Raw genomic sequence first — 574 nt, 5'->3', positions numbered from 1 at the left:
CCGCCTGTTCGAACAGGCGGAACACGCCCGCTAGGGTCTCGGCGTCCATGCCGCAGCCCGTGTCCGACACGGCGATCCGCAGCCGGTCCTCGCTCCGATCAACCGTGACGCCCACGCCCCCGTGCGAGGTGAATTTCGAGGCGTTCAGCGTCAGGTGATGCAGGATCTGGCGCAGACGCCGCATGTCGGTCAGCACCCAGCCCTCGGCGTCCGGCGCGATGTGCAGGTCGAACGTCAGGCCGCGGATCTCGGCCCACTCGCGCGCCGGCGCCACGGCGTCCTGGATCAGGGCGCGCAGATCGGCGGGCTTCAGCACGACCTCGTCGCCTCCGCGCGAAATCTCCAGCAAGTCCTCGACCAGACGCAGCATGGATTCGCCGCACTGGCGCACCGCATTGACCTGCCGATGGCCCTCGGCGTCCAGACTGGTGGAGCGCGACAACAGGTCGGCATAGCCGGTGACCCCGGTCAGGGGCGTACGCATCTCGTGGCTCATCAAGGCCAGGAAGCGCGACTTCGCCTCGTCGGCGCGCTTGGCCCGGGCCAGGGCGTCCAGCGCCGCCGCCGTGCGCGC

1 protein-coding gene is annotated in these 574 nt (G+C 70.4%); it reads right to left on the bottom strand.

Going from position 1 to position 574, the window contains the following annotated elements; translation table 11 throughout:
• Positions 1–574: sensor histidine kinase (locus tag B3T77_RS06255; protein WP_292078200.1), on the bottom strand; the 574-nt coding region annotated here is incomplete at both ends.

Origin of the sequence: Brevundimonas sp. UBA7838, from assembly GCF_002500885.1 — a bacterium.
Classification (GTDB): Bacteria; Pseudomonadota; Alphaproteobacteria; order Caulobacterales; family Caulobacteraceae; genus Brevundimonas; species Brevundimonas vesicularis_C.
Note: the sequence above shows the minus strand (reverse complement) of the source record. Positions and strands in the feature narration are given on the sequence as shown.